Annotated in this window: 1 protein-coding gene; it reads left to right on the top strand. The window is 66.0% G+C overall.

What is annotated here, in order from left to right; all coding sequences use genetic code 11:
• A partial coding sequence (locus tag ACP4IX_RS36410) for a Mu transposase domain-containing protein (protein ID WP_426558956.1) occupies positions 1-641 on the top strand: 641 nt, incomplete at both ends.

The raw sequence follows: 641 nt of genomic DNA, 5'->3' as shown, positions 1-641 counted from the left end.
ATTGCCTACACCAAGGCCCACCGTCATCCGGAACTGACCGAGCAGACGATCTGGCAGGTGTTCGAAGCCGAACGGCCAAAGCTCGTTCCCTATGCGGGCCGGTTCGATGGATTCCATGCGGTGCCGGCATCAGTCTCGAAGACCTGCCTGGTCCGCTTCGACAACAACAAGTACTCGGTCGTGGCCAGCGCCGTTGGGCGGCCGGTCGAGGTTCATGCCTATGCCGACCGCATCGTGATCCGCCAGGACGGACGTATCGTTGCCGAACATCCGCGCGCCTTCGGCCGCGGCGAGACCACCTATGACCCCTGGCATTACGTGCCGGTGTTGGCGCGCAAACCCGGCGCCTTGCGCAACGGTGCTCCCTTCAAGGACTGGGTGCTGCCGGCCGCGATCGAGCGCATACGGCGCAAGCTTGCCGGCGCCGAGGATGGCAACCGTCAGATGGTCGACATCCTCAACGCGGTTCTGACCGACGGTCTGCCCGCTGTCGAGGCGGCCTGTGCCGAGGCGATCGCCCAGGGCGTCCATTCCGCCGATGTCGTGCTCAATATCCTGGCCCGGCAACGCGAGCCCGCCCCACCCGCCAACATCATGACGCCGGCTGCGCTGACGTTGCGCCACGCTCCGATCGCCGACTG

The sequence above is a fragment of the Streptomyces sp. WG5 genome (assembly GCF_049974565.1).
Lineage (GTDB): Bacteria > Actinomycetota > Actinomycetes > Streptomycetales > Streptomycetaceae > Streptomyces.
Note: the sequence above shows the minus strand (reverse complement) of the source record. Positions and strands in the feature narration are given on the sequence as shown.